Annotated in this window: 8 protein-coding genes and 1 pseudogene; 2 read left to right on the plus strand and 7 right to left on the minus strand. The window is 45.1% G+C overall.

Going from position 1 to position 6,646, the window contains the following annotated elements; all coding sequences use genetic code 11:
* Window positions 1-74: 74 nt before the first annotated feature.
* From devC to V7L05_RS30355, 3 genes are all read right to left on the minus strand, one after another.
* A complete protein-coding gene (gene devC, locus V7L05_RS30345) occupies window positions 75-1,250 on the minus strand; it encodes an ABC transporter permease DevC (RefSeq protein WP_335169778.1) in 1,176 nt (391 codons plus the stop codon).
* Window positions 1,247-2,554, minus strand: coding sequence for an ABC exporter membrane fusion protein (locus tag V7L05_RS30350; RefSeq protein ID WP_335169780.1), 1,308 nt, complete (start codon window positions 2,552-2,554; stop codon window positions 1,247-1,249). The genes devC and V7L05_RS30350 overlap by 4 nt, the downstream gene beginning before the upstream one ends.
* 74 nt (window positions 2,555-2,628) lie before the next feature.
* Window positions 2,629-2,811 carry a histidine kinase gene (locus V7L05_RS30355; protein ID WP_335169782.1) on the minus strand — a complete coding sequence of 61 codons (183 nt, stop codon included), beginning with the start codon at window positions 2,809-2,811 and terminating at the stop codon, window positions 2,629-2,631.
* A 63-nt stretch (window positions 2,812-2,874) separates the two neighbouring features.
* On the opposite strand from V7L05_RS30355, the gene V7L05_RS30360 reads away from it, so the two are divergent.
* Entirely contained in the window at window positions 2,875-3,492 is a 618-nt protein-coding gene (locus V7L05_RS30360; protein ID WP_335169784.1) for a TetR/AcrR family transcriptional regulator, read from the plus strand.
* A gap of 213 nt (window positions 3,493-3,705) precedes the next feature.
* Here V7L05_RS30360 and infC read toward each other — a convergent pair whose 3' ends face one another.
* Window positions 3,706-4,197, minus strand: coding sequence for a translation initiation factor IF-3 (infC, locus tag V7L05_RS30365; protein ID WP_334943966.1), 492 nt, complete (start codon window positions 4,195-4,197; stop codon window positions 3,706-3,708).
* Between the two features lie 243 nt (window positions 4,198-4,440).
* On the opposite strand from infC, the gene V7L05_RS30370 reads away from it, so the two are divergent.
* A complete protein-coding gene (locus V7L05_RS30370) occupies window positions 4,441-5,766 on the plus strand; it encodes a DEAD/DEAH box helicase (protein WP_335169786.1) in 1,326 nt (441 codons plus the stop codon).
* 44 nt (window positions 5,767-5,810) lie between these two features.
* Here V7L05_RS30370 and V7L05_RS30375 read toward each other — a convergent pair whose 3' ends face one another.
* The 3 genes and pseudogenes from V7L05_RS30375 to V7L05_RS30385 all read right to left on the minus strand — a co-directional run.
* Window positions 5,811-6,137 carry a helix-turn-helix domain-containing protein gene (locus tag V7L05_RS30375; RefSeq protein ID WP_335169788.1) on the minus strand — a complete coding sequence of 109 codons (327 nt, stop codon included), beginning with the start codon at window positions 6,135-6,137 and terminating at the stop codon, window positions 5,811-5,813.
* A complete protein-coding gene (locus V7L05_RS30380; protein WP_335169790.1) occupies window positions 6,134-6,508 on the minus strand; it encodes a type II toxin-antitoxin system RelE/ParE family toxin in 375 nt (124 codons plus the stop codon). The genes V7L05_RS30375 and V7L05_RS30380 overlap by 4 nt, the downstream gene beginning before the upstream one ends.
* A gap of 23 nt (window positions 6,509-6,531) precedes the next feature.
* Window positions 6,532-6,646, minus strand: a pseudogene (locus V7L05_RS30385) (IS5/IS1182 family transposase); the annotation flags it as partial.

Below are 6,646 nucleotides of genomic sequence, written 5' to 3' on the forward strand. Positions count from 1 at the left end.
TTTTGGATTTTAGATTGGAATTGGGTAATTATCCCCATGCCCAATGCCCAATGCCCAATGCCCCATGCCCATTTTCAAAACATATCTGCGGGGTCGGCGGACTGTAATTTGCGAGTGGCGATCGCACCAGAAATTATGCACATAATCATAGTCAGCGTTAATACCGTCAACGCTCGTGCTAGGGTCATGTAAACTGGTAAATTGGTAGCATTACGAGTTAAATGATAAAGTCCTAAAGGTGCGATCGCTCCGGGGATAAAGCCCAAGATTGCCAAAATTATCGCCTCTTCAAACACCACACCTAATAAGTAGAGATTGTTATACCCCATTGCTTTGAAAGTGGCGTATTCTTTCATGTGGGAATTCACATCTGTAGAAAGAACTTGATAGACGATAATCACGCCCACCAGAAAGCCCATTCCTACACCCAGGCTAAAAATAAACCCAATCGCCGTATTTTTTTTCCAATAATCTGTTTCAAATTCGATAAATTCTGCTTTAGTCAACACTTTAACATCATGATCTAAATGAGATTCTAAAGCTGCTTTCACCTGTTTTAGGTCATAGCCTGGTTGTAGTTGAACCAAACCTAAACTGACACTGCTGGCTTCTCGCTTCGGAAATAGCCGCAAGAAATTCTGGTCGCTGGTAATCAGATTCCCATCAGCTGCAAAGGAAGCCCCGATTGAAAATAAGCCGCTAATGGTAATCGTCCGGCGGTCAATTTCAGTCGTCACAGATTTCCCTTGTGCAACTTGAGCGATCGCTTCTTTATAATCTCCTCTAGAGGCGCGATCGAACAGGACGGTATCTGGTAGCTTCACCCGATCTATCTGGCTGTTCACATCCGCTAAGTCAAACGGTTGCTTTTCAGGATTGATCCCGATAACTAATACAGATGTCTTTTGCTGTGTTTGGGGATTCTTCCAATCAACAATGTTGATATACATTGCTTCTGCTGACTTCACCCCCTGTACATCCATTGCCTGATACAGTCGCCGCCGCGTAAAGGTGGACGCATTTAACAGGTTACGGGCTTGAGGACTAACTACGAAGATGTCAGCCTGTATACTGTTGTGCAGTTTAGTATTACTTTCAAACAAGGCGGTCTGAAATCCTAGCTGCATAAACATGAGAACATCAGCGAAAGCAATGCCTCCCAATGCCACCAACAGACGGCTTTTTTCATGACTCAGTTGTAGCCATCCCAGAGGGGTTCGCTGCCGCAGTTGTTGAATAAATCCAATCATAGTTGAATAACCGCCTTTACTTGCAAATTGGTAAACTTGGCAGCTTTGGTGCTGGAAGCCTGATCTAGTCGCACATGAACTTCCACTACTCTGCCGTCAATATTACTAGAGGGATCACTGTTGATCAGATTTTGTCGCTGCACCTGCATTCCCAGCCAATCGACAGTTCCCTGTAATTCTCCGGGGAGGGAATCACTAATTATCTTGACCCGTTGCCCCGATCGCACTTTGTTAACATCACTTTGATAAACTTCTGCGATCGCATACATCTGGTCGGTTCGACCTAATTCTACAATCCCGTCATTAGAAACGGTTTCTCCAGCTCGTGTATTAATCTTCATAATTTGCCCTGCTTCGGGAGCGCGGACGTATGCTTGATCCAGTTGCGCTTGCATTTTTTGCACAGTAGCTTGAGCGCTATCTACCTCTGCTTGGGCGTTGGCAACATCTGTAGGACGGACTTCAGCCGTTTGGTTGAGCGTAGCTTTGGCTTCGTTAATCTGCTGTTGCAAACTAGCGAGGGTTTGGTTCCGGTTAGCTTTGGCTTCTTTAATCTGCTGTTCTAAAGTAGCGACAGTTCTGGTTTTGTTGGCTTGGTTTTCGATTACCTCTTGAGTAGAAGTTTCTGCACTCAAGCGTTTTTGATCGGCTTCCTGACTGGAAATTGCCCCTTCTTTGTATAAAGCGTCATAGCGTTGCACATCTACTTGAGCGTTCCGCTTTTGGGCTGCTACACGAGCCACCGTTGCTTGTAAACTCTGTTGTTGTCCTTGCAATTCCGCTTCTAGGCGATCAATTGTGGCTTGTTGAGTTTTGATATTTCCCTCTAGTTCAACTTGCAGACGATATACAGCAGCTTGCTTGGCTCCAATTTCTCCCTGTTTTGCTCCCGCTTTTACCTTGTCAAGGCTGGATTTGGCAACTTGAACTTGTTTTTGGGCTTCAACCAAACTTGCTTGCAAGCGATCGCGGCTGTCCATAATTGCAATTACCTGTCCAGCTTTGACGCGATCGCCTTCTTTCACCAATAATTTCTGAAGCAGACTTCCCTCAGTCGAAGAAGTTGCAGACAATTTTATCACTTCTCCATTTGGTTCTAAACGTCCCAATGCTGTGACTGTTTTTACCACTGGTTGAACAGCTCCTGGCGCTGCTTGCTTTTCATTAGCGGTAGCCTGAAACTTTAGCACCGTATAAACACTAGCTCCACCTATTGCTAAAGATGTAATTATTGCTAGTATCGTAGGCAATCGCAAAAGATTTTGGGAAGACTTTAAATCCTCTAATTTCCAGTTCTGCACCATAGTGTCCACCTTTTCCCATTCGCAACTTATACTAAACTGTTCAGTTCAATATATGCTAAACTAAACGGATTAGTTTAGTCAAGAGGAAAAAGTAAAGTTGGGCATTGGGCATTGGGCATTGGGCATTGGGCATTGGGCATTGGGCATTGGGCATTGGGCATTGGGCATTGGGCATTGGGCATTCTTTCTCCCTCATCTCCCCCATCTCCCTTATCTCCCTCATCTCCCTCATCTCCCTCATCTCCCCCACTCCCCACTCCCGTCTAAGTTAAATGCCAATTAACTGATTAAAATTATTTATAAGAGAGGATAATTAATAAATGGTACGGATTAAAACTGACGAAGTTGATCGAGATAATTCCGTTGATAAAGTAGAGCAAATTCTGCAAGGGGCAATGCAGGAGTTTCTGCAAAATGGCTATGCTGGGACAAGTATGGATCGGGTAGCAGTAGCAGCTGGTGTTTCTAAAGCGACAGTCTACAGCCACTTTCAAGATAAAGAAGGACTTTTTAAAGTACTGATAGAGAACTTGGCAAATCAAAAGTTTAACTCTCTCCTTGGCACCGAACCTATGGAGGGAGAACCAAAAATCGTACTGCGCCAATTCGGAACCAAATTATTAGAACAGATGAATAACGACCAGGAACACTCTGCATTTTGGCGAGTGCTAATTGGGGAATCTGGTCGTTTTCCGAAATTAACTCAGATTTGTGTTCGGGCGATGATTAAACCAATGCTGGAAACGCTCACTGAATACTTGGCTGCTCACCCGGAACTGAATATTACTGATCCAGAGGCAACCGCAAGGATTCTTTTAGGCACATTAGTTAATTTTCATGTGACTCAAGACGTGATGCATGGGAAAGATATTATACCAATGGAAAGCGATCGCCTGATTAATGCCTTGACACACCTAATCACTAATTGCGCCGATTAATTGGTTATATCCCGGCGCTTGTTCGGTGGGAAGGTCAAAATAATTCATAATCGATAATTAATAATTATAATCAGTGGTAGCTCGCTACTCTCCACTGTATTGTTGACCACTAAATTTTTGATTTAGTCTGGGCTGCTGTACAGTGTGTTTAATTATGAATTATGAATTAGTAATTATTTGGTCAAATACATCCTCCAGCGATCGCCAGATTAACTAAGCAGGAATAACTTGAACAATTAGTGAGCGTTTATCCAGCGACTGGATTTTACCTACTTGACTGAGATCGTTTGCAATCCGGTCTAGCAAGTCTCCCGCTTGGTCACGATATTGATGTTCTCGGCCTCGTAAACGAATGGCAAACTTCACCGAATCGCCTTTACTCAACCACTGAACGGCTTTCTCAATGCGTAAATTGTAATCAGCCACACCCACGTTTAGCCCGAACCGAACTTCTTTTACCGTGGGTCTAGCACTCTGGCTCTGACGTTTTTTCTTTTGATACTGAAGCTTGCCATAGTTAAGAATCTTGGCAATTGGAGCGTCTTTGCCTTCGGAGACTACAACTAAGTCAAGCTCTAAGCTTTCGGCTAGCTGTAGCGCCTCATTGGTATCGATCAGACCACGATTATTATTCTCATGGTCAATCAAGAACACATGAGGTGACTTGATTTGCGAATTAATCAGTTGCTTTTGGATTGCGATAATGAATTTCTCCTAATTGTTCAACACTTTACTTTGCAAGCAAGTAATGCTATTGCTAATTTAACACAACACTGAATCAGAGCAACTTTAACGACACAATGGATTGCAATCTGTTAGAATGCAGAACTGCGGCACACGCTCTCAGTCTTGGCGCTACTGCCCATCCAGCCTTTAAATGATTTTTTATCCGTCCGCCTAAGACTAACGCCACCATTGGCGACAGGCCGATATTATTTTTGGAGTTTTATGTCTTTTTCTACTCTCGGCTTGTCCAATGAAATTATTCGTGCCGTTACTGAGCGAGGGTACACCGAACCCACGCCAATTCAGATGCAGGCGATTCCTGCCGTCTTGTTGGGTAAAGATTTGCTAGCTGGCGCACAAACTGGCACTGGCAAGACCGCTAGTTTTACCCTACCGCTCCTGCATCGGTTGTCGTCTGACAAGAGCAAAGGTACTTCTAATGGATACCCGCCGATTCGGGCGCTGATTCTCACCCCGACTCGTGAACTCGCTGCACAGGTGGAAGAAAGCGTGCGCGAGTACGGGAAGTATTTGAAGCTCAACTCGATGGTGATATTTGGCGGAGTCAGTATTCATCTGCAAAAACAGCGTTTGAAAGGCCGAGTGGATATCTTGGTAGCGACTCCAGGGCGACTGCTAGACCACGTACATCAGGGCACGGTGAACCTGTCACAAATTGAGGTTTTGGTGCTGGATGAAGCAGATCGGATGCTGGACATGGGCTTTATTAATGATATTCGTCGCATCCTCTCACTTCTCCCCAAACAGCGACAAAATTTGCTATTCTTCGCTACTTTCTCCGACAAAATTAAGGCATTGGCTGCCGGACTGCTGAATCACCCAACGATGATTGAGGTAGCACGCCGCAACGTTACCGCCGACACGATCGCCCAGAAAGTTTATCAGGTAGACCGTGACAAGAAACGCCAATTACTTGCTCACCTAATTCGGCGAGATAGTTGGTATCAAGTCCTAGTATTCACTCGCACTAAGTACGGCGCTGACCGATTGGTTAAGCAGTTGGGCGAAGACCGGATTCAAGCACTGGCAATCCACGGTAATAAGAGCCAGCCAGCGCGTACCAACGCTCTGACAAAGTTCAAGAATGGCAGCTTGCAGGTATTGGTGGCAACGGATATTGCTGCTAGGGGTCTTGACATCAGCGAACTGCCCCATGTAGTCAATTTCGATTTGCCCAATGTACCGGAGGATTATGTTCATCGCATTGGTCGCACTGGTCGCGCTGGCGCGTCCGGTGAAGCTGTATCGCTGGTGTGCGTCGATGAACAGCATCTATTAACAGATATAGAAAAACTGATCGAGCAGCGCTTGCCGAAGGAAGTGGTCGCTGGCTTTAGCCCCAACCCCGACATTAAGGCAGAGCCAATCCCAAATGGACGCCAAGAAAGAACCAAGCCTGGAGGTGACAAGCGTCCGGCTCGTTCTATTGCATCACCACAGATATCGACTAAACGTAAGGTAGCGCCACCTGCCACGAATGGCGATCGTTCGTCGAGATCGCGCCGTTCTGCTAAAGGCGATCGCTGATCTTCGTTCTTAGGGATTACCAAGAAGTTTAAATCACTTTCAATTTATAGCGATACTACTGTTTCACCCGTTTGGTTTCCTCCATAACGGGGGCGAATATGCAAAGTAATTTCAGTATCAAGCCGTTTGAGAAAAACAAGCAATTTGCCCTCGCTGAACCGTTGAAACTCTCCTTTGAGCAGATGCGATACTTCTGGCTGTGAAATGCTGAGGAGATAACTTATTTCGCGCTGTTTCAAATTACGTTGCTTCAGAAGCCGGAGTACCTGAATCCCTATTTTGCCACGGGTAAAAAGTTGCTCTGCATCTTCTAAACCAAGGTCAGCAAAGACGTTGCCACTGCTTTCTTCAAAAACGGTTTCTTCTGTCATGGTTGTTCTTCCCTCTCTAGCGCATCTTTATAGCGTTGTTTAATCAGGTCAACGTCAGCTTGTGGGGTTTTGATACCTTTCTTTGATTTCTTCTGAAAAGCGTGCAGGACATAAATCTTTTCCCCAATTTTGACTGCGTAAACCGCCCGGTAAGTGTCGGTATCGTAACGTTTGAAGATTTCATAGACGCCGCTTCCCACCCCTTTAAAAGGCTTGGCATCTAGTGGTGTTTCCCCTGCCTGCACCAATTGCAGGGCATAGCCTACTGCTTTTTGTACTTCTGAAGGAAATTCGCGGATATTCTTTCGAGAGTTCCCCATCCAGACAAGAGGGCGTAAAGGGACTTCAGGAATATCCTCACTATCGAGCATAATAGACCTCTTGCAAAAGTCGCTCAGGCAAATTTGGATTGGGGGAGATGAAGCTCGTAATTGTAAAGAGCAGCAATCAGATTAAACCTCAAACCAAATCTTTTTCGGCGATTTCTATAAGTAAGGGATAAAATTTTA

The sequence above is a fragment of the Nostoc sp. genome (assembly GCF_036917755.1).
Taxonomy (GTDB): Bacteria; Cyanobacteriota; Cyanobacteriia; order Cyanobacteriales; family Nostocaceae; genus Nostoc.

What these genes read in the sequence shown, in the direction of transcription:
- V7L05_RS30380 (WP_335169790.1), bottom strand. Translation starts at nt 6,508, where the DNA reads ATGCTCGATAGTGAGGATATTCCTGAAGTCCCTTTACGCCCTCTTGTC.
- V7L05_RS30375 (WP_335169788.1), bottom strand. Translation starts at nt 6,137, where the DNA reads ATGACAGAAGAAACCGTTTTTGAAGAAAGCAGTGGCAACGTCTTTGCT.
- V7L05_RS30360 (WP_335169784.1), top strand. Translation starts at nt 2,875, where the DNA reads ATGGTACGGATTAAAACTGACGAAGTTGATCGAGATAATTCCGTTGAT.
- V7L05_RS30370 (WP_335169786.1), top strand. Translation starts at nt 4,441, where the DNA reads ATGTCTTTTTCTACTCTCGGCTTGTCCAATGAAATTATTCGTGCCGTT.
- devC (WP_335169778.1), bottom strand. Translation starts at nt 1,250, where the DNA reads ATGATTGGATTTATTCAACAACTGCGGCAGCGAACCCCTCTGGGATGG.
- V7L05_RS30350 (WP_335169780.1), bottom strand. Translation starts at nt 2,554, where the DNA reads ATGGTGCAGAACTGGAAATTAGAGGATTTAAAGTCTTCCCAAAATCTT.